Source organism: Streptomyces sp. NPDC002386 (assembly GCF_053593175.1).
In genome coordinates, this window is record NZ_JBSFBX010000002.1 from 159,086 (window position 1) to 183,115 (window position 24,030).

A 24,030-nucleotide genomic window follows, 5' to 3' on the forward strand; every position below is an offset into this window, starting at 1 on the left:
GTCTCATCACACAGCAAGAGAGCCCGTTCGTGAGCATCCGCCGCCTCATCAAACCGACGCATCTCTTGCAGAACAAGCCCAAGATTATTGAGAGCCTGTGCCGCTCCTAGCCGATCCCCGGTCTCATCACACAGCAAGAGAGCCCGTTCGTGAGCATCCGCCGCCTCATCAAACCGACGCATCTCTTGCAGAACAAGCCCAAGATTATTGAGAGCGCGAGATTGGATAATGTCATGATCTATAATTGCTGATTGGTTGACGGCTTCCTGGATCACGGAAACGGCTTCATCCAGCATTTTCAATTTGCGCAGAGTTATTCCAAGATTGATCCCAACCTCGGCAGCTGCGGCCACATTTCCTACGGCGTTGAAAATCTCAAGAGCTCGAACGAAAGCATCGCCTGCGATATCAAGGCGATTCTCTCCAGTAGCGGCGACGCCGAGATTATAGTAAGCAGCCCCGGACTCGACCCCTTCTTGAGCAGAATTTACCGCATACATCAAAGCCTGCATAATCGTTGCGGATGCACCCTCGTTGGCGTGCCTATCTTCACTGCCTCCTGCACTATTCGTCACCCTCCTCACCGCCCTTCGAGTTGCGGAGATTCATCATCCACTTCAGGCCCACTTCAGGAGACATCACGAATTCGACGTTCCCTGTATTTGGATCAACGCGGGCTATGACAGGGTGCGACTCACTGCGGATATACGACGGGCTCGATTCGACCGCCATGGCTAGTGTGGGCTCAGAGTCCACGCAGCTACCCGGCACGGGAGGGAGCGGGGCGAGTTCGTCCCGCGCAAGGATCCAGAGACGCTTGAATTCGTGAACGTCTCCTCTGAGCTGCGCGACGATCTTCTCTAGCACCATCCAGGAAGGACAGCTCCCGCCTCTCAAAGCCTTGGCAACTGTGGTGTGGCTGTAGCCGATCGCCCTGCCAATGACCCGCGTAGTGGGCTCCCCAGCTTCGCGGTGCAAGCGGCGAAGCCGTGCGGAGAGATCAGCCAGGGCCTTCGACATCGCCCCCCGATCTGACGTCCGCTGGAAAGTTCTGTAAACCTGCTGGAACCTAGCGTAGGCCGTTAGGAACGATCGGTTGCCATCTGGAATGAAAAACGCAGGTCAACGGCCTGCTGATGCATGCTCGGAGCATCAACTACGAGCTGCGGAGGGCGCGGTGTCTGACGGAACGATGCGTTGGTCGGTGGGGGAAGAGGTCGGGTTCTGGACCATGATCCTTTCGTTGATTGCTGGAGTCGCCGTCGCGGTGAGTGGTGCGGTGACCGGCAGCATGGCGCTATTGGCTTGCACCGCGCCCTGTGGAGCCCTGACCGCTACTGGGCTGACTGTGTGGTTGCACTTCAGGCGCGAGCGTCGGGAAGCAGGGGCCGCATAGTTGGCGTCCGTCTCAGTTGCCGTCTCATTCAGGACCCTTCACGGTCGTTCAGGCGAGACCGTAGGCGTAGGCCGCTCCAACGGCCGGACGGCCACGAACGCAGGTGAACGGTCCCGTCCGATGACCTTGAGCTCATCGCCACAGTTGGAAATCGTGTTGGCCAGGTGGTGAGGGGGGGTCTGTGGCCTGCAACATGGACCCGAGGTGGCTCCCGGGGACCTTAGTGCCCACCCCCCTTGACCGCGGACCTCGAAGGTTCTCTGACCGGTCTCATCCCGCCAGGCAAGCTAACAGGGGGGACTGACAACGGGACGCCGGCAAAGAGTTGCGGTACAGCAGCGGAGTACAGCAACCACAGCGACCGCGAGTGGCTGGCAACGGCCATCGAGGACCGCAGGACCAGCATCCTGACCTGCTATGACCGCCCAGCCGATAGTTCGGGACGAAGAGGTCGTGGGTTCAAATCCCGCCACCCCGACAGCCGTAACAGCAGGTAGACCACCTAGGAACGTTCCTAGGTGGTCTTCTTGTTTCTACCTGCGCAATTGCCGCTTCCTGCGTGCCGAAGGTGCCGTCCATGACCACGGCGCCGGTCCGGTTCACGGGCCGGATCCGCTTCCGGTGGGCCTCCCCGGTCACAGCCGTACCCGAGTGTCCGACGAGCCGGGAGGTCTCCTCCAGTGGGACGCCACGGTCAGACAGCAGGGACACGAAGCTGTGCCGCATCTCCGGGATTTGAACCCGCGGTGACATCCCTGCCACGAGGGTTTTCAAGGCCGTGTACGGATCGTCTCTCCCAAGGCATCGAGTGCGCCCACGGCCGCCTGGATATGAGCCGGGCCGCGACGCAACCGTTCTCCTGCGCACCACCAGAACAGCCGCTCCTCCGCACCTTCCCTCGGATGCATGCCAAGGCCATGCTCAGGACACAGGGGCCACGCCTGCCACAGAAGCTCCATGACGGTCTCCTGTGCGGCATCGGCGACGCTCGCCAGCGCAGCGGCAAGGCTGTCCTGCGAGTCCGGGTCCAGGTGATCGCCGTGCCACTCGCCGTTGGCCATGGCGACGTGGACGTGCTCCGGCTCATCCGCATCGCAGGACGCAAGGGCCAGCAGCCGCAGGGGGTCCAGCCGGGGAAGCGTCGCCGCCAGATCCCGGTTCAGAAGAGCGAGAGCCTGGTCCCACACGGGGTACTCGCCCGGCGAGACGCGGCGAGGCTCGGGAGGGCCGAAAAGAGCGCACATGAGCACCATCCTCCGCCACACCAGGGACGTCCCGATCGCGGCCTGCCAGGCCACCGGGGCAGGCTACGGCCCGGTGCTGCTCGCGGGCCTGACTGAGTGACCACCGCATCTCGCGTGACCGCGGCACTGTTCACGAGCCGGAGCAGCCGCCCGTCGCCGCTTCATCGGCAGAGGTGTTTGCGCCGAGCTGGATCAGCTGGGGTGCCGGGGCGCAGCATCCGCCGTCGGCCTGGTCCGCTTCGGGGGCGTCGAACAGGCCCGCTCCCCCGCACACCCCGGTTTCCGGGAGGGTGAGTTCGACGCGGTCGGCGGACTCGATGTCGCCGGCGATCGCGGCCACGACGGAGCGGACCTGCTCGTAGCCGGTCATCGCGAGGAACGTCGGGGCGCGGCCGTAGGACTTCATGCCGACCAGGTAGACCCCCTGTTCCGGGTGGGCCAGTTCCCGGTGGCCGTGGGGGTAGACGGTGCCGCAGGAGTGCTGGTTGGGGTCGATCAGCGGAGCGAGGGCGGTCGGTGCCTGGAGGCGTTCGTCCAGGCCCAGGCGGATCTCCGACAGGAACGACAGGTCGGGACGGAAGCCGGTCAGCACGATCACCTCGTCCACCGGCTCCAGGCGGCGGCCGTCCTCGGCGACCAGGACCAGGCGGCCGTCGCCGTCGCGCTCGATCACCTCGGTGCGGAAGCCCGTGACCGCGTCCGCGTGCCCGTCGTCCACTGCCGCCTTGGCCGCCAGTCCGAGCGCGCCGCGCGCCGGGAGCTGGTCTGCGGTGCCGCCGCCGAAGGTCGATCCGGAGATGCCACGGCGCAGGATCCACACGGCCTTCGTGCCCGAACCGTCCTCGGCCTCGGCCAGGTCGGCGAGGTAGGCCAGCGCCGTGAACGCCGAGGCTCCGGAGCCGATGACGGCAGTGCGCCTGCCCGCGTACCGGGCCCGCACAGCCGGGTCCTTCAGGTCGGGAACGCGGTAGGTGATCCGCTCGGCCGCTGCCCGCTCGCCGAGGGCGGGCAGGCCGCTGCCACCGGCGGGGCCGGGGAGGGCCCAGGTGCCGGAGGCGTCGATGACCGCCCGGGCGAACAGCCGCTCTTCCCGGCCGTCGGCGCGCTCGACGTGCACGACGAAGGGCTGCGCCTCACGGTCGGCGTCGACGATCCGGTCCCGGCCGGCACGGGAAACGCCGGTCACCCGGGCGCCGGTGCGGACCTTGTCGCCGAGTGCGTCGGCGAGGGGCTTCAGGTAGCGGTCGGCCCAGTCCCCGCCGGACGGGTAGGTCCCCGCGTCCGGCTTGCTCCAGCCGGTGGGAGCGAGGAGCTTCTCGGCTGCGGGATCGACCAGTTCACCCCAGGTGGAGAACAGCCTCACATGTGCCCACTCGCGCACTCCGGCGCCGGCGGTCTGTCCGGCTTCCAGGACCACGGAGTCGAGGCCGCGCTCGGTCAGGTGGGCAGCGGCGGCCAAGCCGATCGGTCCGGCCCCGATCACGACGACGGGCAGTTCGGCGGTGGGCGCGTTCACGGCGACTCCTTGCGTGTTTCGACGTTTGTCGATGGCTTGCGCCGCCAGGATGACACCTGTATCGATAGGCGTCAACATAGACATTCATCGAATCCAAAGTTTTCGAGAGACGGGGGGACCCCGGGAGCAGGCACTGCGGGGATCGGGGGCGAGCGGTCCGGCTGTGCGGCAGCGCCCGGGGCGCTGCCGGTTGTGCGGTGACACCCGGGGCGCTCCAGCGGGAGGTGATCGCCGACCCCGACCACGGCCCACTTGGTTCGACATGTGTCAACATAGACGCATGTCGAATGCGAAGCCGCTGCCGCTGCTCGGGGCCGAGGGCCGGGGCGTGGCGCCGTGCTGCCCGCCGCTCGCCGAACGGCCCATGACCGCCGAAGAGGCCGAGACGGCTGCCCGCATGTTCAAGGCGCTCGGGGACCCGGTCCGCCTGCGGCTGTTCTCCGCGGTCGCCTCGCACGAGGGCGGTGAGGCGTGCGTGTGCGACATCTCTGACGTCGGAGTCTCCCAGCCGACCGTCTCGCACCACCTGAAGAAGCTGAAGGAGGCGGGTCTGCTGACCTCCGAACGGCGCGGCACCTGGGTGTACTACCGAGTCGAACCGTCCGTCCTGGCCGCGATGGGCCGGCTCCTGGTCATCCCCGCGGCCGCCTGATCCCGGAGTTCCACGGGGAGAGGCGAACCCCGTCCCGCGGTGCGGGGCGGGGTTCGCGGCGCTTGCGGGTCACGGAAGGCTCAGCGGAGGGCGGTGAACTTCCTTCGCCAGGCGAGGGAGACGTGGACCAGGGCGACCAGGACCGGAACCTCGATCAGCGGGCCGACGACGCCCGACAGGGCCTGACCGGAAGCGACGCCGAAGGTGGCGACGGCCACCGCGATGGCCAGCTCGAAGTTGTTGCCGGCGGCGGTGAAGGCGAGGGTGGCGGTGCGGTCGTAGGCGAGGCCGATGGCCTTGCCCAGGGCGAACACGCCGAACCACATGATCGCGAAGTAGACCAGCAGCGGCAGCGCGATCCGGGCCACGTCCAGCGGCTGGGAGGTGATCGTTTTTCCCTGCAGGGCGAAGAGGACGACGATCGTGAACAGCAGGCCGTAGAGCGCCCAGGGGCCGATCTTCGGCACGAAGCGGGTCTCGTACCTCTCGCGGCCGAGCCTCCTCTCACCGATGCGGCGGGTGAGGAACCCGGCGAGCAGCGGGACACCGAGGAAGACGACGACGTTCAGCGCGACCCTCCACATGGAGACGCTCAGGTGCCGGCCGTCGCCCAGGCCGAGCAGGCTGGGCAGCAGATCGAGGTAGAACCAGCCGAGCAGGCCGAACGCCAGGACCTGGAAGACCGAGTTGAGGGCGACGAGGACGGCGGCGGCCTCGCGGTCTCCGCAGGCAAGGTCGTTCCAGATGACGACCATGGCGATGCACCGGGCGAGACCGACGATGATCAGCCCGGTGCGGTACTCGGGCAGATCCGGCAGGAAGATCCAGGCGAGGGCGAACATCACCGCGGGTCCGACGAGCCAGTTGACGACCAGCGAGGACACCATCAGCCTCTTGTCGCCGGTGACCGCGTCGAGCCTGTCGTAGCGGACCTTGGCCAGCACCGGGTACATCATGATCAGCAGGCCGATGGCGATCGGCAGGCTGATGCCCCCGATCTCCACCTTGGCCAGCGCGTCGTTCAGTCCGGGGACGGCCCGGCCGAGCCCGAGGCCGACGGCCATGGCGAGCAGGATCCAGACGGCGAGGAAGCGGTCGAGCGTCGACAGCTTCGCGACGACCGAGGTCTCCTCGGCGGCCGCGGGTGCTTCGGTGCGGGTCACGGGCAGGCCCTCTTGTTGTCGGCGGCGTTCCGGGCGGACTCGGCCAGCTCCGCGAACCGGCCGGCCAGGTGGGCGATGACGTCCGGGCGCAGCTTGTAGTACGTGTACCGGCCGCAGGGCTCCGTGTCGACGACCCCGGCCTCCCGCAGCACCTTCATGTGGTTGGAGAGGTTGGTCTGCTTCGCGCCGGTCTCCTCGACCAGGTGCGTGGTGCAGAGCGTCTCCTCGGCGAGCAGGGTGACGATCCGGAGCCTGAGGGGGTCGGCCAGCACCCGGATCAGATCAGTATCGACTGACGTCAGCATGGGCTGATACTGTCACATCAGTCTGTGCTGATACCAGTCAAGGCTGATCTCAGGGAGACGCATCCCGGCGTCCCGTTGGCGCACCGCCTGAAGGGGCCCCGTTCGGTCCGCTCGTGAAGGAAGAACCGATGTCCTCCAGCCCGCTCGCCTCCGTGCTGTTCGTCTGCGTCCACAACGCCGGACGCTCCCAGATGGCCGCCGGCTTCCTCTCCCACCTCGCGGGCGACCGGGTCGAGGTCCGCTCCGCCGGCTCCGTGCCCGGCGACCGGGTCAACCCCGCCGCGGTCGAAGCCATGAAGGAGGTCGGCGTCGACATCTCCACGGCCCAGCCGAAGGTCCTCACCACCGAGGCCGTCCAGGCGTCCGACTACGTCATCACCATGGGCTGCGGCGACGCCTGCCCGGTCTTTCCCGGCAAGAAGTACCTCGACTGGGCCCTGGAGGACCCGGCCGGCAAGGGCGTCGAGGCCGTGCGCCCGATCCGCGACCTGATCAGGACCCGCGTCGAGGCCCTGATCGTCGAGATCGACGCCGCCGCGAAGCACGGGGACCGGTGCTGACCGCCACCGGCGCACCGCCACTCTGCGCGTCCGCGCGGGCGGTCGTAGCCTGATCGCATGCCGGTCCCGCGGACCGTTCCTCCGTGGCCCGGTGGCCTCGTCCCGCCGGAGGGAGAAGGACCATGCGCGAGTTCCTGGTGGAGATCACCACCGACGTCCCCGAGGGCACCGATCCGGCCGAGGTCGACCGGCGCCGTGCCGCCGAGGCGGCCCGGGCGAAGGAGCTGGCGGCGAGTGGCAACCTGATCCGGCTCTGGCGCCCGGTCGGTGAGCTGCGGAGCATCGGCGTGTGGCGGGCCGCCGACGAGGCGGAGTTGCACGAGAAGGTGCTCGGCACGCTGCCGCTCAGGCCCTGGATGACGCTGGCCGTCACCGCGGTCGAGTCCCACCCCAACGACCCGGGCGGGCCCGACGGCACAGCGTGATCGGGCGGGCTCCCCGGGGTCGGTTGGGCACACCAGAACACCGGTGTCAGGCCGGTGCCGGGAAAGCGGCACCGGGCCCGACACCGGTGTCGGCGGCTCCGGTTCACTGACTACGAGGGCTCGCCCCGGCGTTCGGAACGCGCCGCGGTGCCGAGCACGCGCCAGGCCGTGGGAAGCACGCCCATCGCCAGGGCCGCCTTCAGCGCGTCGCCCGCCAGGTAGGGCCAGGCGCCCAGGGCCGCGGCCCGGCCGAGGGAGATGTGCAGGGCGACGGCGAGGTACGGCACGCCGACGGCGTACACGCAGGCGCTGCCCGCGGCCATGACACAGGCCGTGCGCAGCGCACTCCGGTCGCCGCCGCGGCGGGCCAGGCCGCCGACCACGGCGGCGGCGAGGACCAGGCCCAGGAGGTAGCCGAACGTGGGCATGCCCGTGCCGGACGCGCCCTGGGCGAACCAGGGCATGCCGCAGACGCCCGCACCGGTGTAGACGGCGAGCGCCAGCGCTCCGCGCCGCGCACCGAGGGCGGCGGCGACCAGCAGAGCGGCGAACGTCTGCCCCGTCACCGGGACCGGCGATCCGGGCACCGGCACCGCGAACTGCGCGGCGGCCCCGGTCAGGGCCGCGCCGCCGAGGACCAGCACGGCGTCGCGCGCCCGGGTCCGGGCGGCGCCCTCGGCGGGCAGGAGGTCGGCGAGGACCAGTCCCGTGGGCCCGGTCGTCGTCGGCGTGATCCTGAAGGCGGTACTCACGTCTGGTGTGTCCGTTTCTGCGTGTCTCGGTGGGGTTGTCGCGGCGGCCGGTCCGGGGGCGCTACCGGTACGAGTAGAAGCCGCGGCCCGTCTTGCGGCCGAGCAGGCCGCCCTCGACCATGCGGGAGAGCAGCGGCGGGGCCGCGTAGAGCGGCTCCTTGAACTCCGCGTACAGCGCGTCGGCCACGGCCGCCACGACGTCGAGGCCCACCATGTCGGTCAGCCGCAGCGGACCCATCGGATGGGAGCAGCCGAGCACCATGCCCTGGTCGACGTCCTCCACGGTGGCGAAGCCCGTCTCCACCATGCGCACGGCGGACAGCAGGTACGGCACCAGCAGCGCGTTGACCACGAAGCCCGCCCGGTCCTTGGAGCGGATGGGCCGCTTGCCCAGCGTCCCGGCCACCCACTCCTCGGCCCGGTGCATGGTCTCGTCGGACGTGTGCAGCGAGCCGACGAGTTCCACCAGGGACATCGCCGGTACGGGGTTGAAGAAGTGGGTGCCGATGACCTGCGCCGGGCGGTTGGTGACGCCGGCCAGCTTCATGATGGGGATGGAGGAGGTGTTGGAGGCAAGGATCGCGTCCGGGTCCTCGACCACCTTGTCGAGGGTGGTGAAGAGGTCGAGCTTGAGCATCTCGTCCTCACGGACCGCCTCGACGACCAGCTGCCGGTCGGCCAGTTCGCCGAGGTCCGTGGTGAACTCGACGCGCTCCAGGGCCGCGTCCCGCTCGGCCCGGGTGAGCCGGCCCTTCGCGACGGCGCGGTCGAGGGAGGCACCGATGCGACGCCGGCCCGTGGTCAGCGACGCCTCGCGGGACACCGCGACCAGTACGTCCATGCCTGCCAGGGCGCTCACTTCGGCTATTCCCGCGCCCATGGCACCCGAGCCGACCACGCCGATACGGCGGATGGGGTTCATCTGGTTCTTCACTTCCGTCATGGTCCTGCCTTGCTTGCCCCGGGTCCGGGCCCGGTACGGATTCGTCCGGACCCGGTCCGGGTTCGGGTACGCGACTCAGGCGGCTTCCTCACACTGCTCCGCCCCGATGACGACGAGGACCTGGTCCGCCGAGACGATGTCGGCGACTTCGCAGCGGATCTCCTCGACCACACCGGAGGAGGGCGCGAGCACCCGGTTCTCCATCTTCATCGCCTCGACGATCGCGACCGTGTCGCCCTGCCGCACGGCCTCGCCCACCGCTACGGGCAGTTGGATCACCGTGCCGGGCATCGGTGAGGTGACCGCGTCGCCGGCGGCCGAACTGTCGTCCTCACCGCTGACGCCGAGCGTCAGGGTCAGCCGGCGTCCGTCGACGACGAGTTCGCAGTCGTCGGCCCGGCGCAGACCCGTCCAGAGCGCCTCGCCGACCCTGCCGCGCAGCAGTGCCCCGTCCTGCTCGTACGTCACCCGGAAGCGCTCGCCGGCCACGGCCACGGTGAGGTCGCCCGGTCGCAGGGAGAGCAGCGCCGCTTCGAGCGGACGGCCGCCGACCCGGCAGGGGACCCGGCCCAGCGGGGCGTGCGGGTCCAGCAGGTGCCGGTCGAGTGCGCCGACGGTGCCGCTCCACGGGGAGCCGTTCGTGCCCGCGGGGTTCCGGGCGGGCAGGCTCATCGCGGCCGCGCAGGCCGACGCCGCCGGCTCGAGGTCCCGGCCGTGCTCGGCCGCGCGGGCGGTGAAGTCGTCCACGAGGTGCGTGTCGATCAGGCCGGCGCTCACCCGGGGGTCGCGCAGCAGGTCCGCGAGGAACCCGAGGTTGGTGGTGAGACCGAGGACGGCGGTGGCGCGCACGGAGTGCAGGAGCCGGGCGAGAGCCGCGGGCCGGGCGGGTCCGTGCGCGATGAGCTTGGCGATCATCGGGTCGTAGAAGGCCGGTACCTCGCCCGCGTCGTCGAAGGCCGCGTCGACCCGCAGATCGGTGGGCCACTTGGCCACCAGCGCCCGGCCGGGGGCGGGGCGGAAACCCGCGTCCGGGTCCTCGGCGTACACCCGGACCTCGACGGCGTGTCCGGACGCGGTGATCTCGTCCTGGGCCAGGGGGAGTCGTTCGCCCGCGGCGACCAGCAGTTGCCACTCGACCAGGTCGAGGCCGGTGATGGCCTCGGTGACCGGGTGTTCGACCTGGAGGCGCGTGTTGACCTCCAGGAAGTAGAACCCGCTCCCGTCACCGGCGCTGTCGAGAATGAACTCGAAGGTCCCCGCGTTGACGTAGCCGATGGCCTGCGCTCCGCGTACGGCGGCGGACCGCAGCGCCTCCTGGACGTCCACCGGAAGACCGACGGCCGGCGCCTCCTCGACGATCTTCTGGTGCCGGCGCTGCAGCGAGCACTCCCGCTCGAAGAGGTGCACCACGTTTCCGTGGGTGTCGCCGAAGACCTGCACCTCGATGTGCCGGGGCCGGCGCAGGTACCGCTCTACCAGGAGGCGTCCGTCGCCGAAGTTGGCGCGGGCCAGCCGGATCGCGGCTTCCACGGCGGGGGCGAGGTCGTCCTCCCGCTCGATCACCTGCATGCCCTTGCCGCCGCCGCCGGCGACGGGCTTGAGGATCACCGGGTAGCCGATGCGGGCCGCGTTCGCCCGGATCTCGTCCACCGACTCGGTGGCGTCCGACGAGCCCGGCAGCACCGGCACACCCGCCTCCGCCATCAGTCGCTTCGCGATGGCCTTGTCCCCCATGGCCGCGATGGTGTTCGCGCCGGGTCCGACGAAGACCAGGCCGGCCTCGGCGGCGGCTGCGGCGAACTCCGCGTTCTCCGAGAGGAATCCGTATCCCGGGTGGACGGCGTCGCAGCCGGTGCGCAGGGCCGCGTCGATCAGGGCGTCGGCGCGCAGATAGCTGTCGGCCGCCGGGGACGGTCCGATCAGGACCTGTTCGAAGGCGCCGTCCAGGTGGGCCGCGGTGGCGTCCGCCTCGGAGTGGACGGCGACGTACTCGATGCCGAGACGCCGGCAGGTACGGGCGATACGGCGGGCTATCTCACCCCGGTTGGCGATGAGGAGTCGTTTCACCATGTCGGACCATCACATCCTGAACACGCCGAAGCGTGTCTCTCGTTGCGGTGCTGCCGCGGCCAGGGCGAGGCTCAGCGTCAGCCATTCACGGGTGTCGGCGGGGTCGACCACGGCGTCGACCCAGAGCCGGGCGGCGACGTAGAGGGGCTGGCCCTCGCGGTCGTAGTTGTCCCGGATCGGCTTCTTGAACGCCTCTTCCTCTTCGGGTGTCAACGAGGCACCCCGCTTGGCGAGCTGCTCGTTCCTGATCAGCGCCAGCACGGTGGCGGCCTGCTCCCCGCCGACCACGGACGTCTTGGCGTTGGGCCACATGGCCATCAGCTGGGGGCCGATCGAGCGGCCGCACATGGCGAGGTTGCCCGCGCCGTAACTGCCGCCGATCAGCACGCTGAACTTCGGGACGGCGGCGCAGGAGGCGGCGTTCACCATCTTGGCGCCGTGCTTGGCGATGCCGCCCGCCTCGTACTCGGCACCGACCATGAACCCGTTGATGTTGTGCAGGAAGAGCAGGGGGATGCCGCGCTGCGAGCACAGCTCGATGAAGTTGGCGGCCTTCTGGGCGCTCTCGGAGAAGAGCACGCCGTCGTTGATGAGGACGCCCACCGGGTATCCGCCGATGCGGCCGGTGCCGCACACGATCGTCGGCCCGAACCGGGCCCGGTACTCGGTGAACTCGCTGCCGTCCAGCAGCCGGGCGAGGATCTCCCTGGCCGGGATCGGCTCACGCGGGTTGGCGCTGACGATCCCCGGCAGTTCGGCCGGGTCGTACAGCGGCGGCACCGGTGGTTCCGGCGGCGCGGCCGGGGTCTGCCTGCCGTGCCGGGCGGCGATCTCCCGGACCAGGGTGAGCGCGTGCTCGTCGTCGAGGGCGAGGTGGTCGGCGACACCGCTGGTCGTGGTGTGCAGGTCGGCTCCGCCGAGGGTCTCGGCGTCGACGATCACGCCGGTCGCGGCCCGTACCAGCTGCGGACCGCCCAGGAAGATCGACCCGTTGCCCCGCACGATCACGGTCTCGTCGCACATCGCGGGGATGTACGCGCCACCGGCGGTGCACGAGCCCATCACGGCGGCGATCTGCGGCAGGCCCATCGCGGACATCTCCGCGATGTTCCGGAAGATCCGGCCGAAGTGGTTCTCGTCGGGGAAGATGTCCTCCTGCATCGGCAGGAAGACGCCCCCGGAGTCGACCAGGTAGACGCAGGGCAGCCCGTTCTCACGGGCGACCTGCTGGGCCCGCAGGTGCTTGCGGACCGTCAGCGGGTAGTACGTGCCGCCCTTCACGGTCGCGTCGTTGGCGAACACGACCGTGGGCCGGCCCTCCACCATGCCGACGCCGGTGATGATGGCCGCCGACGGGACGGCCTGCTCGTACACCTCGTGTGCGGCGAGCTGACCGATCTCCAGGAACGGGGTTCCCGGGTCGAGCAGGCGGGTCACCCGCTCCCGGGCGGTGAGCTTGCCGCGTGCGGCGTGGCGGGCCCGGGCCTCGGCGCCGCCGCCGGCCGTCGCGGCGGCACGGGCCGCGGCGATCTGCGTCCGCAGTGCTCCGTACGCCTCGGTGTTGCGGCGGAACGACTCGCTGGATGGGCTGACGTGGGAACGCAGCACCGCCATGTCAATTCCCTTCCTCGGTGAGCGCCGACGACGCGGCGATCCGGGTCATGAGCCAGGCGGCGGCCCCCAGCGCGGCGGCGACCGTCGCCCAGGCGAGATCGGCGTGCAGCAGCGCGGCACTGGCCGCGGCGATGCCCGCCATCGACTGCTGGAGGAAGCCGCACAGGGAGACGGCGTAGGCACCGTGGCCCGGCCGGCTGCTGACGGCGGCGGCCATGCTGTTGGGGAACAGCACGGACTGCCCGAACGTGGTCACGCAGTACAGCGCCACGAAGGCCACCAGGGCGCCGCTGTGCGGCAGGCCGGGCACCGACCACAGCACGATCATCAGGACGCCGGCCGCGGTCATCACGATCGACCCCGCGGTCATCAGGCGGGCCGATCCCGCTCGGGCCACGAAGCGGTTGACGGTCATCGCTCCGGCGAAGTAGGCCGCGCCGAGGAGCAGTCCGAGGCTTCCGTACTCGTCGGTGGCGAGCCCGAAGTGCTGCTGGAACACGAACGGGCTGACCTCCTGCAGCATCACGATCGTGGCGAACCCCGCGCCGCCGGCCAGCGCCGGCAGCAGGAACGCGGGCTGCCGGGCGACGGCGAGACAGATCCGCAGCACCTCGGACGGCGGCTGCACGGCCCGGCTCGGCTCGAACGGCACGGTGAAGGTCAGCGCTGCCGCGATCGCGCCGACCGCGCCGAGGACGACGAAGCCGGTCTCCCAGTGGGAGTACCTGCCGATCAGGCCGCCGAGGAACTGGCCACCGCCCATCGCCGTGATGAACGCGATCGACAGCACGGACAGGCGCCGGGCCAGTTCGTCGCCGCTCCAGCGGTCCCGCACCAGGATGCGGGCGATGATCGCGCTGCCTCCGGCGCCGATGCCCTGGAGCGCACGCAGTACCAGCAGCCCCTCGGGGGACCGGATCAGCGCGATCAGGGCGCTGGTGAGCACGAACAGCGCCAGCGAGGTCAGCAGCGGGCCCCGGCGGCCGTAGCGGTCGGCCGCCACGCCCCACAGGACGACCGGGGCCGCGGCGCCGATCACGAACGCCGAAATGGACAGTGCCGCGTAACTGCGGGACATTCCGAAGTCGTGCGCCACGATGGGCAGCGACGGCAGGTAGATGGTGGTCGCCATCTGGGCCATGAAGACCAGGAGGCACGAGAGTGCCATGATCCGCCGGTTCACCTGGGGAAGCGATTCCTGGGCCTCGTCGGCCGTTCGTTTTCCGTCGGGCGCCTGGATTTCTCCGGGTTCCCGGTTTTCACCGGGCGATTTCCTCGCACCGGGCGAAGAGAGCCTCTGGTCAGTCATTCTGGCTCCGCAGCTCGTCGACCAGGCGGCCGAATCGCTCGATGTCCGTCCTCGTCATGTCGGCGCGGAGCATGATGCGCAGCCCCGCTTTCCCGCGGGCGATGACGGGGAAGAAGAGGGCGGAGGTGTAGTAGCCCTCGGAAAGGAGGGTCCGGCCGATGTGAACGGTCTTCTCCTCCGAGCCGATGTCGATGAACCGGATCGGCAGCCCGTCACCGCTGTCGGCCGTCGGCACCAGCGCGTCGAAGCGGTCGATGTTCTCCCGCAGCCGGTGCTGGAGTTCCTTGAGTTCGGCCGAGCGGTGCAGGTCGGCGGAGGCGGTGATCGCCCCGAGGCCGGCGGTGTTGATCCGCTGCGACCAGGTCAGCGGGCCGCCGTAGCGCAGGGCCAGGTCACGGCGGTGCCGGGAGCCCCGCGGTCCGAGGAAGATCGCGCCGCCGGACGCCCCGAAGCCCTTGTTGAGGGAGGTGATGATCAAGGTGCGGTCGTTGATCTCGCCCATGGTGTCCAGGACGAGTCCGCGCCCCTGGTCGCCGCAGGTGGACACGCCGTGCGCCTCGTCGAAGAACAGGAACAGCCCGTACTTCTCCTGCAGGCGCAGGAGTTCACGCACCGGTGCCTGTCCGCCCGTGCTGTAGACGCCGTCGGCCACGTAGGCGACGTTCGGACGGGTGCGGCAGAGCTCCTCCAGGGCGTCGACGTCGTTGTGCGCGATGGTCCTGACCTCGGCCTCGTCGGCGACGCTCGGCTTCATCGCGTTCAGGCAGAAGTGCGCGTGCTTGTCGAACACCATGAGCGGCGGCCTGCCGTCGGTGAAGGCGCCGGACGCCACCAGGGGCAACGCGGACCAGGCGGCCGCGGCACAGGAGGCGAGGGTGACCGCCTCCACCCGGAACAGGTCCGAGAGCGCGTCCTCGGCGTCCTTGAGGATCCCGAAGTGCACACGCATCCGGGACACCGACGTGTTCAGGGAGGCGTTCTCGGTGACGGCGTCGGCCGCCGCGCGGATCAACGCCGGGTGGGAGTCCAGACCGAGGTACGAGTACGACGACATGTTCAGGAACTCGTGGCCGTCGGCTCGGGTGACGTAGCGCCCCGCGCCGAGATTCCCGGCGACGATCCCGGCCATTCCGGAGTCGGCGGTGACGTTCCAGAAGTCGTTGCTTATCCCTATCGTTTTCTTGATGTTCATGAAGGCATGCAAGGTCGCTCCCGAAATGATTCTTCAGTCGAGTTCCGGACATGGAATCGAACCGGATCGGGGCAGACGCGTGTCCCATGACCCATCTCCGCGCACTCCGTGAGCGGACGACTTCCCTGAAAGCCCGGTGGACTCAGAGATTCGCAACTCGCCGTAGCGAATGTCAACGGATTCGACCGGCAATGATCTGCCGGTCAACGGGGAGCGGCAGAACGCGGACCGGCAAATATTTTCCGGTCGCGGGACCGGAAAATTTTTGCCGGTCGGCGGCTGTTGAACATGCCGCAGTCATCGGCGAGAGTGAGGGCTCAGCCGTCCTCGCGGCCGGCGCCGGCGTCGGCCTGCGTGCACAGGCTGACGAAGGTGAGCCGGAGCCCGGGATAGCCGACGGGGTTCAGCACCTGGGTGACGACGTCGACGGTGCGGGGAGCGAAGCGGGGGATGTTCAGGCGGAACGTGTGCCCGTCCCGGTGGGCGATGATGACCGGGCCGTCGTCCCAGATGCGCCTGCACTCGGGGTCGGCGAGTGCCGTCCGCAGGATCCCGGCGAGTTCGGGGTTCCCCGGGTACTGCGCCATGGCGTAGCGCAGCATCGCGAGGTACGCGCGTGCGTGCCGGGGCCAGTCGGTCAGTTGCTCCCGGGCCTCGGGGTCGGTCAGCCCCCAGCGGATCAGGTTCGCGCCGGGCTGCCGCACCCACGGGAACCACTCGGCCATGGCCGCGTTGTGGGCGAGTATGTTCCAGGCGTTGTCGGTGAGGTAGGCGGGCTGCGTGGGCTGCAGGTCGAGCAGGCGCCGCAGCGGCGTCAGGTCGACGGCGTCGACGGGCGACACGGCGGGGAAGGGGTCGCCGCTCGCGGCGTAGAGGAAGAGGGTCGCGCGTTCGTCCGGGCACAGCCGCAGGGCGTCCGCCAGCGCCGTCAGGGTCCGGGCGTCCAGCCGGGGCGTGGCCCCGCGTTCGAGGTCCCGGTACCAGCGCTCACTCATGCCGACCTCGGTGGCGACCTCCACCTGCGAAAGCGGTTTGCCGAGGCCCAGGTTCCGTCCCGCTCGCGCCCGCCAGGCCCGCAGCAGCACCGCGAGCCCCACCTCGTCGTCCGGCAGCGGTTCGCTCCCGGTACGGCCTGTGGAGTTGCCATGCTGCATGAGTGGGGCCCTACTCTGGCTGGTTCCTTCTGCCGCGGCCCGGGTGGGGCGGCCGGCATGGGGATGCGCGACGGCGGTGTTCACCGCGTCGCGATCGCGACGCGTTCACCGCAGGCCAGGCCCCCCGCGCAAGGGTACCCAAGATCCCCGCGGCCGTTCCGCACCGCGTACGGAGCGCGCCCGGGGGTTCCGGCCGTGTGGCACGATCGGTGATGTGGAGTGGGGGAGCCTGGTGGGGACCGGGATCGGGGCCGTGCTCGGTGTGGGCGCCACCCTGGCCGGTGACCACGTGCGCTGGAGGCGCACCAGCAGGGAGAACAGTCTGCGGGACCGGCGCACCGCGTACGTGGACTGCCTCGTCGCCTTCCGTCGGGCGCACGAGGCCATGCGGCTGGCCGCCGACGAGGATCACACGGACGCCCAGGTGAGGGCCTCACGGATCAGACAGGCGTTCCAGGCGTCCGGCTGCGACGAGGCCCGGGAGCGGCTGATCCTCACGGCGACCGAGGAAGTGGCCACGGGGATAGACGCGTCCTACCACTCGCTGCGCGACGTCCGCGAGGTACTCGCCTCGGGCAGCAGCCTCACATCGGCGGACTATCACGCCGCCAGGCAGGCGCACGGGGACGCCACCCGCGCGGTCCGTGTCGTGCTCCGGCGGGATCTGACCGGCCTGGAAGCCTGACCTGCCGCTCCCCCGGGAACCCCGCCCCGTCGGTCTCCACGTCGCCGCGGAAGACCCGGCCGCACCTTCCGGCGGCCGCAACGCCGTCCAGCGCGTGTGGAGTTGGCCGGCACCGCCCTGTGGGACCGGCCCCGTCCCCCTCCCACTCATGGGCGGCGCATCGCGGGGACACGGACCCCGCCGGCAGCTCGTACGAGGGAGCCGGGACGCCGGGGCCCGGCCCGCCAGGGTCCGGCGGGCCGCGGACCGGGTGCGCGCGTGGGCGCCGTCAGCGTCTCGGCGTCGCACTCAGCCGAACATGCCCGGCTCGTAGTCGCCGGCCGGCTGCTGGACGATGACGTTCATGCGGTTGTAGGCGTTGATCAGGGCGATCAGGCAGACCAGGGCGCCGAGCTGGTCCTCGTCGTAGTGCTTGGCGGCGTCGGCCCAGGCCTCGTCGCTGACGCCGCCGGCCGCGTCGGCGATGCGGGTGCCCTGCTCGACCAGTTCCAGGGCGGCGCGCTCGGCGTCGGTGAAGACCTTCGCCTCCCTCCAGGCGGCGACCAGGTTGAGGCGGATCGCGGTCTCCCCGGCGTGCGCGGCGTCCTTGCTGTGCATGTCGGTGCAGAAGCCGCAGCCGTTGATCTGGCTGGCGCGCAGCTTCACCAGTTCCTGCGTCGCGAGCGGCAGCGTCGAGTCCGACAGGACCTTCCCGGCCGAGTTGATGTGACGGAAGAACTTGCCGGCGACCGGGTTGCCGAAGAGGTTCAAGCGAGCGTCCATGACGTCCTCCAGTGCGGTTGCTGTTGGCTACACCTCATTGACGGAGTGGGCCGGAGAGATGTGACAGCACCAGTTGTGACCTGGGTCACTTTAGGCGGGAGGGGTGCGGAAACGGGTGATCCCGGGTCGGTCACGACCGGTCATGGATCCGCAGGAAATGTGTGCAGGAGCGCCACACAGACCGCACACAGTCTGCGGAACGCCTCGTTACCGTTGCCGCTCGATCTCCCGTACGTACGTGAACTGGCCCCGGCCGTGGCCGCAGGCGCCGCCGACTCAGGAAGACCGTAAATGGACTACTGCTCCTCGTGCCGTCGGCATCTCAACGGCGCCCTGGTGTGCCCCGGGTGCGGCGCCTACGCCCCCGACATCGCGCCGCCGGTGGCGGTGAGCACGCCCGGCGCCGCGTCCGGCATACCGACGACACGGGCGGAGACGCGTCCGTTCGACGCGTTCGGCACCGGTGACTGGTACGACGACTCCGCCGAGGCCGCCGAAGAGCCCGTGCCGGCCGGTGCGGCCGGGGCGCCCCGGTTCCAGCCGTCCGGCGAGGTGGCGGTGCGTCCCGCCGCGTCGCAGGGTCGGGCGGCCCGGCGCCGGCAGCTCGTGCGCTGGAAGAAGAACAAGCGCCGGGCGGCGGTCGCGACCGCGTTCGCGATCGTCGGCGGCGGGCTCACGCTGGCCACCATGGACCGGCAGTCCGGCGACCGGGCCCAGGCGGCCTCGGCAGCCGACAACCACAGCATGGGCGTCGCCGAGCGGCAGACCTCCGCCGAGGCCCGGCCCGACGTGGCCCCGCCCACCGGCCGTCACCGGGCCACGCACCCCGCGCACACCGCGGCGGCCCCGGCCCACGCCGACACCCGTCGCTCCGCGTCCGCCGGGCAGGACCGGCACACCATGGCCGCCTCGACGTCGGCCACCGCGCCGAGCGGTCCGGACGCCGCCGCCTCGCCGCTTCCGGCGGTGACCCATGCCGTGCGGCAGACGGTCGGCTCGGTGTCCGGTTCCGGCTCCGGCTCCGGGTCCGGTTCTGGTTCTGGTTCTGGTTCCGCTGCGGGTTCCGGGGCCGAGTCCGGGTCCGGGAGCGGCTCCGGGTCCGCTTCCGGCAGCACCGGTTCCACGGCGCAGACGCCGTCCACCTCGACGCCCACGAACGGCGGGAGCACCGGCTCGGGGACGTCGCCGACGAGCCCCTCCCCGGCGGCCACCTCGCCCTCCCAGCTCTGCCTGCTCGTGGTGTGCCTCGGCTGAGCCGAGTTCATCCGGTTGCTGGAACCACCTATCGGTGTGCGGCAGTCTTCTCCCTCGTGGCGAGCGTTCCGAATCAAGGTGGGCCCGGCGCCGGGACGGCGACGATGGTGGTGTGCGGTGACGACGCTCTCGCACACCGGCTGACCGCCGAGTTGCGCACCTTCCACGGCGAGCAGGTCACCCTCGTCGTGCCGCCGAACGAGCGCCTGGCCCGGCCCCCGGTGGTCGGGCGGGCGCGTGCCGCCTCGGCCGCGCTGCTCGACCGGATGGTCAGCGCCGCTGTCGGACGGGCCGGCAGCGGCGGGTCCGTCGTGGCCGGCGGAAGTGCGCAAGGCGCCGACGGCGTACGGGTGCTGGAAGCCGTGGACGTCACCGAGGCCGTGCTCGCCGAGGCCGGGGTGGAGCGGGCCGCCGCGCTGGCGCTCGTGTACGACGACGACGAGACCAACATCCGGGCCGCGCTGACCGCCCGCCGGCTCAACCCCCGTCTCCGGCTCGTCCTGCGCCTGTACAACCGGAGGCTGGGCCAGCACATCGAGGAACTCCTCGACCAGGCCGCGACTCTGGCCTCCGGCGAGGGGGCCGACGGCGGGCCGGACGCCTCCACGACCGTGCTGTCCGACGCCGACACGGCCGCGCCCGCACTGGCCGCGGCCGCCGTCGCCGGCACCACCAAGGTCGTACAGGCGGGCGGACTGCTGCTGCGGTCCGTCGAACTGCCGCCGGCCCGGGACGGGCAGCTCCCGGACCGGGGGCTGTGCACGCTGGCGCTGCTCTCCGCGAACGGTGGCGGGCCCGTGGGAACGGGCCGGGCCGACGGGAACGGCCACGGTGGTGAGCAGGAGCCCCGGTTGCTGCCCGACGACGACGAGGTGCGGCTCGCCCGTGGGCGGTCCGCCCTGGTGCTGGAGCAGGTGTCGGCGGTCGGCGGGGCCGTGCCGGACGCGGCGGGACGCGGTGGCGGGGTGGGGGCCGGGGTCGTACCGCCGCTCGCCTCCCTCTTCTCGCGGCGGCTGCGGTGGTCGCTGGCCGGACTGGTGGCGTGCGTGGTCGCGCTCGCCGTCGCGCTGTGGGTGGTCACCGACATCGGTGCCCTGCCGGCCTTCTACCTGACGCTGCTGGACCTGTTCGCCATCGACGATCCCGCGATCGGGGAGTCGCTCGGGCGGCAGGTGCTGCAACTCCTCTCGGGGCTCGTCGGGTTGCTGCTGCTGCCGGTGCTGCTGGCGGCCGTGCTCGAAGCGCTGGGCACCTTCCGGAGCGCCTCGGCACTGCGGAAGCCGCCGCGCGGGCTGGGCGGGCATGTGGTGCTGCTGGGACTGGGGAAGATCGGTACGCGGGTGCTGACCCGGCTGCGGGAACTGAACGTCCCGGTGGTCTGCGTCGAGGCCGATCCGGAGGCGCGGGGGCTGGCGACGGCCCGGCGGCTGCGGGTGCCGGTGGTGCTGGGGGACGTGACGCAGGAAGGGGTGCTGGAGTCCGCCAAGATCCACCGCGCCTACGCGCTGCTCGCGGTGACCAGCGCGGACACGACCAACCTGGAGGCCGCGCTGTACGCCCGGTCGGTGCGGCCCGATCTGCGGGTGGTGCTGCGGCTGTACGACGACGACTTCGCCACGGCGGTGTACCGGACGCTGCGGGCCGCGCATCCCGGGGCGCCGACGCGGAGCCGGAGCGTGTCGCACCTGTCGGCGCCCGCGTTCGCGGGGGCGATGCTGGGGCGGCAGGTGCTGGGGGCGCTGCCGGTGGAGCGGAGGGTGCTGCTGTTCGCGTCCGTGTCGGTGGGCGGGCACGCGGAGTTGGAGGGGCGGGCTGTGGGGGCGGCGTTCCGGGGCGGGGCGTGGCGGGTGCTGGCGGTGGAGGGGCGGGGGGATGTGGGCGGCGAGTACGTGTTGCGGGCGGATGACCGGGTTGTCGTTGCCGCTACTCGCCGGGGGCTGGCGGAGTTGGGGTGAGCGCCCAGGGGGCTCCGCCCCCTGGAGCCCCGTTCCTCGCCCACCACACCCACCCGTCTCGGCCGGTTGAGCAGGGCCTGGGCCTGGCCCCGGTGGGGAAGCCCCCCCTGCTTCAACTGAAGCGGGTGGGTGGGCGGGTGGGTGGGCCGTCGGCCGGTTGAGCAGGGCCCGGGAGTGCGCCGCTAGGCGTTGTTCAGATGGGCGTTGGCGTAGGACATTTCCAGGGTCACCTGCTTGATGCGTTCGTCGACCACCAGGGAGCCGTGGCCCGCGTCGTAGCGGTAGACCTCGTGCACGGCGTCGCGGGCCTGGAGGCGCTGGACGTAGTTGTCGATCTGGCGGATGGGGCAGCGGGGGTCGTTGACGCCCGCCGAGATGTACACCGGGGCCTTCACCTGGTCGACGTAGGTCAGCGAGGAGGACGCCTCGAAGCGGTCCGGGACCTCCTCCGGGGTGCCGCCCAGCAGGGTGCGGTCCATGGCCTTCAGGGCTTCCATCTCGTCGTGGTACGCCGTGACGTAGTCCGCGACCGGAACCACGGCGATGCCCACTGCCCACGCCTCCGGCTGGGTGCCGAGGCCCAGGAGGGTGAGGTAGCCGCCCCAGGAGCCGCCGGTGAGGACCAGGCGGTCGGGGTCGGCGAGGCCGGAGGAGACCGCCCAGTCGCGCACGGCGGCCACGTCCTCCAGCTCGATCAGGCCGACCCGGTGCTTCAGGGCGTCCGTCCAGGCGCGGCCGTAGCCGGTGGAGCCCCGGTAGTTGACGCGGATCACCGCGTACCCCTGGTCCACCCAGGCGGCCGGGCCCGCGGCGAAGGCGTCGCTGTCGTGCCAGGTCGGGCCGCCGTGCAGGTCGAAGACGGTGGGGAGCGGGCCGGTCGCGCCGGCGGGCTTCTGGATCAGGGCGTGGATGCGGCCGCCGGGGCCCTCCACCCACGCGTCCTCCACCGGCACCGACGGCGGGCACTTCATGCCGGGCGGGTCCAGGACGACGCCGCCGGAGGTGGAGCGCACCGCGGGCGGCTCGGCGGCCGACGACCACAGGAACTCCACGCTGCCGTCGGGCCGGGCCGTGGCCGCGGAGACCGTGCCGGGCGGGGTGGGGATGCGGGTCAATTCGCCGGCAGCCAGGTCGTAGCGGAACAGCTCGCTGCGGGCCTCGTAGCTGTGGACGACGAGCAGGGCGGTGCCGTCCGGGTACCACTCGGCGCTCACGTCGCCGGGCAGGTCGAGGGCGAGGTCCGTCTCCGTCCCCGCCGCCACGTCCCACACCAGGGGCTCCCAGCGGCCCCGGCGCTGGTGGCCGATGAGCAGCCGGGTGTCGCCGTCCACGGGGGCGAAGCCCAGCACCTCGAGGCCCAGCTCCTCGGTGCCGCCCTTGGTGTCGTCCAGCTCGGCGACCGTCGTGCCGTCCGGGCGCAGCACGCGCAGGGCCGCGTGCATGGCGTCGCCGTGCTCGGTGTGCTCGATGACAATCAGGGTGCCGTCGTGGGAGAGGTCGCCGACGCCGGCGGACTCGCGGTGGCGGTAGATCTCCACGGTGGCCTCGCCCTCGCGGGCGAGGTGGACGGTCGTGCCCTCGTCGTCCGTGGAGCGGCCGACCACCGCCGTGCGGCCGTCGCGGGCCAGGGCCAGACCGGCCGGGTAGGAGGGTTCGAGGCCGGGGACGGCCGTCTCGTCCGCGCCGCCCGTGAACGGCTGGCGGCGCCAGACGCCGAACTCGTCGCCGTCCTTGTCGTCGAACCACCAGATCCACGCCCCGTCCGGGGCGAGCACGCCGTCCGTCGTGCCGTTCGGCCGGTTCGTGGCCTGCCGCTGCCCGCCCGTCGCCCGGTCCCAGGCATACAGCTCGTACGTGCCCGTCGCGTTCGACACGAACAGGGAGCGGTCCGGCGCGTCCTCGGCCCAGTCGGGCAGCGAGACCCGCGGCGCACGGAAGCGCTTCTCCCAGTCCGGCATGTCCGGTGTGTCCGGCGTCCTGCTCTCACTCATCGCCCCAGTCATGCGCCCATAGTGCCTGGTCCGACCGACAATCCGCCGACGGTGCCCCCAGCCTGTGGACAACTTCCCGATCCTGCCCACGCGGCCCGCACACACATACGTGCACAAGTGCGTACACGGCTCCGGGCGCACGGGTGGCCGACCCCGGCACGGGCCGGTCGCACCGGCGCCGTACCGTTGTGGGCGTGTACCGGTTTCTGCTGACTCCCCGCTGGTGGGGCATCAACGTCTTCGTGCTGCTCGCCATCCCGTTCTGCGTCTTCATGGGGTCCTGGCAGCTGAGCCGGTTCGAGGGGCGGGTGCAGGACCATCGCGCCGCGGCCGGGCAGGCCGCGTCGGACCGGCAGGAGACGGCCAGGCCCCTGGACTCGATGCTGCCCGTCGACAAGCGCACCTCCGGACGGCGGGTCACCGCGAGCGGCCGGTACGGCAAGCAGCTCCTGGTGCCCGGCCGGGAGCTGGACGGCAGGAGCGGCTTCTACGTGCTGACGCTGCTGCGCACCGGATCCGGCCGGTCCCTGCCCGTCGTGCGCGGCTGGCTGCCGGGTGCGGCGGACGCGGCGAAGGCGCCGGCCGCGCCGGGCGGCGAGGTCACCGTGACCGGTGCGCTGCAGGCCTCCGAGACGCCGGGGAACAACGGCGCCGGCGCCCAGGGCGGGCTGCCCGCCGGGCAGACGGCGGCGATCAGCTCGGCCACGCTGGTCAACCTGGTGCCGGACCGCCTGTACGACGCCTGGGTCACCCTCGACCGGGCCGACGCGGGGATGAGGGCCGTGCCCGCGACCGCGCCCGACGGCACCGGTCTCGACCTGAAGGCCTTCCAGAACCTCGGCTACACCGGGGAGTGGTTCGTCTTCGCGGGTTTCGTGGTCTTCATGTGGTTCCGGCTGCTGCGCCGCGAGGTGGAGTTCCAGCGGGACGCGGCGCTCGGTCTGGTGCCGGAACAGGAGCAGGAGCAGGAGCAGGAGCGGGAAGGCGAGGGCGAGGAGCAGGGGAAGTCCTCCGCTCCCACCGCCGTCTGAGGGCGCCGCGGGCGGCCCGCCTCCCGGCCGCCGCCCGCCGACGTGAGCCCGTCCGGC

22 protein-coding genes and 1 pseudogene are annotated in these 24,030 nt (G+C 71.1%); 7 read left to right on the plus strand and 16 right to left on the minus strand.

Translation table 11 applies throughout. The annotated features are described in order from the left end of the window. From ACWCPN_RS04835 to ACWCPN_RS04855, 5 genes and pseudogenes are all read right to left on the minus strand, one after another. The coding region (locus ACWCPN_RS04835; protein ID WP_451202437.1) for a tetratricopeptide repeat protein at positions 1-575 on the minus strand (575 nt) is incomplete at its 3' end. Continuing rightward, on the minus strand, positions 565-1,020 hold the full coding sequence (locus tag ACWCPN_RS04840; protein WP_451202438.1) for a helix-turn-helix domain-containing protein: 456 nt from the start codon (positions 1,018-1,020) through the stop codon (positions 565-567). The genes ACWCPN_RS04835 and ACWCPN_RS04840, both read right to left, overlap by 11 nt. 937 nt (positions 1,021-1,957) lie before the next feature. Then, positions 1,958-2,125 (minus strand): annotated as a pseudogene (locus tag ACWCPN_RS04845) (site-specific integrase); the annotation flags it as partial. Between the two features lie 41 nt (positions 2,126-2,166). Further along, entirely contained in the window at positions 2,167-2,640 is a 474-nt protein-coding gene (locus ACWCPN_RS04850; protein ID WP_451202439.1) for a hypothetical protein, read from the minus strand. A gap of 130 nt (positions 2,641-2,770) precedes the next feature. Then, positions 2,771-4,156: an NAD(P)-binding domain-containing protein gene (locus ACWCPN_RS04855; RefSeq protein ID WP_451202440.1), complete on the minus strand. Its 1,386-nt coding sequence runs from the start codon at positions 4,154-4,156 to the stop codon at positions 2,771-2,773. 280 nt (positions 4,157-4,436) lie between these two features. Between ACWCPN_RS04855 and ACWCPN_RS04860 the strand changes: the two genes are divergently transcribed. Then, positions 4,437-4,808 carry an ArsR/SmtB family transcription factor gene (locus ACWCPN_RS04860; protein WP_451202441.1) on the plus strand — a complete coding sequence of 124 codons (372 nt, stop codon included), beginning with the start codon at positions 4,437-4,439 and terminating at the stop codon, positions 4,806-4,808. Positions 4,809-4,888: 80 nt separating this feature from the next. Here the strand turns inward: ACWCPN_RS04860 and arsB are convergent, their stop codons facing one another. Further along, the gene (gene arsB / locus ACWCPN_RS04865; protein WP_451202443.1) at positions 4,889-5,971 is read right to left on the minus strand and encodes an ACR3 family arsenite efflux transporter; all 1,083 of its coding nucleotides are present in this window, start codon (positions 5,969-5,971) and stop codon (positions 4,889-4,891) included. Continuing rightward, a complete protein-coding gene (locus ACWCPN_RS04870) occupies positions 5,968-6,276 on the minus strand; it encodes an ArsR/SmtB family transcription factor (protein WP_199211377.1) in 309 nt (102 codons plus the stop codon). The genes arsB and ACWCPN_RS04870 overlap by 4 nt, the downstream gene beginning before the upstream one ends. Positions 6,277-6,404: 128 nt before the next feature. Here ACWCPN_RS04870 and ACWCPN_RS04875 point away from each other — a divergent pair, with 128 nt between their 5' ends. Further along, on the plus strand, positions 6,405-6,836 hold the full coding sequence (locus ACWCPN_RS04875; RefSeq protein WP_451202444.1) for an arsenate reductase ArsC: 432 nt from the start codon (positions 6,405-6,407) through the stop codon (positions 6,834-6,836). A 122-nt stretch (positions 6,837-6,958) separates the two neighbouring features. Continuing rightward, on the plus strand, positions 6,959-7,261 hold the full coding sequence (locus ACWCPN_RS04880) for a muconolactone Delta-isomerase family protein (protein ID WP_365121425.1): 303 nt from the start codon (positions 6,959-6,961) through the stop codon (positions 7,259-7,261). 110 nt (positions 7,262-7,371) lie between these two features. On the opposite strand, the gene ACWCPN_RS04885 is transcribed toward ACWCPN_RS04880, so the two are convergent. From ACWCPN_RS04885 to ACWCPN_RS04915, 7 genes are all read right to left on the minus strand, one after another. Then, positions 7,372-8,013, minus strand: a complete 642-nt coding sequence (locus ACWCPN_RS04885) for a biotin transporter BioY (RefSeq protein ID WP_451202446.1) — start codon at positions 8,011-8,013, stop codon at positions 7,372-7,374. Positions 8,014-8,074: 61 nt separating this feature from the next. Beyond that, entirely contained in the window at positions 8,075-8,956 is an 882-nt protein-coding gene (locus ACWCPN_RS04890; RefSeq protein WP_451202447.1) for a 3-hydroxybutyryl-CoA dehydrogenase, read from the minus strand. 75 nt (positions 8,957-9,031) lie between these two features. Next, entirely contained in the window at positions 9,032-11,026 is a 1,995-nt protein-coding gene (locus ACWCPN_RS04895; RefSeq protein WP_451202449.1) for an acetyl/propionyl/methylcrotonyl-CoA carboxylase subunit alpha, read from the minus strand. Between the two features lie 9 nt (positions 11,027-11,035). Further along, a complete protein-coding gene (locus tag ACWCPN_RS04900; protein WP_199211373.1) occupies positions 11,036-12,640 on the minus strand; it encodes a carboxyl transferase domain-containing protein in 1,605 nt (534 codons plus the stop codon). A 1-nt stretch (position 12,641) separates the two neighbouring features. Continuing rightward, positions 12,642-13,808 carry an MFS transporter gene (locus tag ACWCPN_RS04905; protein WP_392292885.1) on the minus strand — a complete coding sequence of 389 codons (1,167 nt, stop codon included), beginning with the start codon at positions 13,806-13,808 and terminating at the stop codon, positions 12,642-12,644. A gap of 133 nt (positions 13,809-13,941) precedes the next feature. Next, positions 13,942-15,141, minus strand: coding sequence for an 8-amino-7-oxononanoate synthase family protein (locus tag ACWCPN_RS04910; protein ID WP_451202451.1), 1,200 nt, complete (start codon positions 15,139-15,141; stop codon positions 13,942-13,944). 317 nt (positions 15,142-15,458) lie between these two features. Next, the gene (locus ACWCPN_RS04915) at positions 15,459-16,295 is read right to left on the minus strand and encodes an MmyB family transcriptional regulator (protein WP_199211370.1); all 837 of its coding nucleotides are present in this window, start codon (positions 16,293-16,295) and stop codon (positions 15,459-15,461) included. A 214-nt stretch (positions 16,296-16,509) separates the two neighbouring features. On the opposite strand from ACWCPN_RS04915, the gene ACWCPN_RS04920 reads away from it, so the two are divergent. After that, positions 16,510-16,980, plus strand: coding sequence for a hypothetical protein (locus tag ACWCPN_RS04920; protein ID WP_451202453.1), 471 nt, complete (start codon positions 16,510-16,512; stop codon positions 16,978-16,980). Between the two features lie 288 nt (positions 16,981-17,268). Here the strand turns inward: ACWCPN_RS04920 and ACWCPN_RS04925 are convergent, their stop codons facing one another. Beyond that, entirely contained in the window at positions 17,269-17,742 is a 474-nt protein-coding gene (locus ACWCPN_RS04925) for a carboxymuconolactone decarboxylase family protein (RefSeq protein WP_451202455.1), read from the minus strand. A 291-nt stretch (positions 17,743-18,033) separates the two neighbouring features. Between ACWCPN_RS04925 and ACWCPN_RS04930 the strand changes: the two genes are divergently transcribed. Both ACWCPN_RS04930 and ACWCPN_RS04935 read left to right on the plus strand, forming a co-directional pair. Further along, positions 18,034-18,996 carry an SCO2400 family protein gene (locus ACWCPN_RS04930; protein WP_451202457.1) on the plus strand — a complete coding sequence of 321 codons (963 nt, stop codon included), beginning with the start codon at positions 18,034-18,036 and terminating at the stop codon, positions 18,994-18,996. Positions 18,997-19,100: 104 nt separating this feature from the next. Continuing rightward, positions 19,101-20,951 carry an NAD-binding protein gene (locus ACWCPN_RS04935; RefSeq protein WP_451203016.1) on the plus strand — a complete coding sequence of 617 codons (1,851 nt, stop codon included), beginning with the start codon at positions 19,101-19,103 and terminating at the stop codon, positions 20,949-20,951. A gap of 182 nt (positions 20,952-21,133) precedes the next feature. On the opposite strand, the gene ACWCPN_RS04940 is transcribed toward ACWCPN_RS04935, so the two are convergent. Further along, positions 21,134-22,954: a prolyl oligopeptidase family serine peptidase gene (locus ACWCPN_RS04940; protein ID WP_451202459.1), complete on the minus strand. Its 1,821-nt coding sequence runs from the start codon at positions 22,952-22,954 to the stop codon at positions 21,134-21,136. Positions 22,955-23,136: 182 nt separating this feature from the next. Between ACWCPN_RS04940 and ACWCPN_RS04945 the strand changes: the two genes are divergently transcribed. Continuing rightward, positions 23,137-23,973 carry an SURF1 family protein gene (locus ACWCPN_RS04945; RefSeq protein WP_451202460.1) on the plus strand — a complete coding sequence of 279 codons (837 nt, stop codon included), beginning with the start codon at positions 23,137-23,139 and terminating at the stop codon, positions 23,971-23,973. The last annotated feature ends 57 nt before the right edge of the window (positions 23,974-24,030 follow it).